Source organism: Bartonella sp. MR168JLCBS, from assembly GCF_042194175.1.
Genome location: NZ_JBHIMP010000654.1, coordinates 1 through 505, shown reverse-complemented (window position 1 = coordinate 505; position 505 = coordinate 1). Strand labels below are relative to the sequence as shown.

Annotated in this window: 1 pseudogene; it reads left to right on the top strand. The window is 39.8% G+C overall.

The window, feature by feature from the left end:
- A pseudogene (clpA, locus tag ACFIK8_RS13225) lies at nucleotides 1-505 on the top strand (ATP-dependent Clp protease ATP-binding subunit ClpA); the annotation flags it as partial.

Genomic DNA, 505 nt, shown 5'->3' with positions numbered 1-505 from the left:
GATGAAATTCATACGTTGATTGGAGCAGGAGCTACATTGGGGGGGAATATGGATGCAGCAAATCTTTTAAAACCTGCATTATCCTCTGGAACTATTCGATGTATTGGTTCGACGATTTACAGGGAATACCGCAGAATTTTTGAACAAGATCGAGCTTTAGAACGTCGTTTCCAGAAGATTGATATTAGCGAGCCTTCTGTTGTTGATGCGATTAAGATTTTGCAAGGACTAAAGCCTTATTTTGAAGATTTCCACCAAATTAAATATACTGATGAGGCGATGAAGGCATCCGTAGAATTATCTTCACGTTATATGATTGATCGCAGGTTACCTGATAAAGCAATTGATGTTGTTGATGAAAGTGGTGCGGCGCAAAAGCTTTTGCCAAAAAAACAACGAAAAAAGAGTATAGGTGTCAAAGAAATTGAAGCCACTGTTGCCGCTATGGCAAGAATTCCGCCAAAGACAGTTTCTAGCAATGACCAGAAGATGCTTAGCAAGCTTG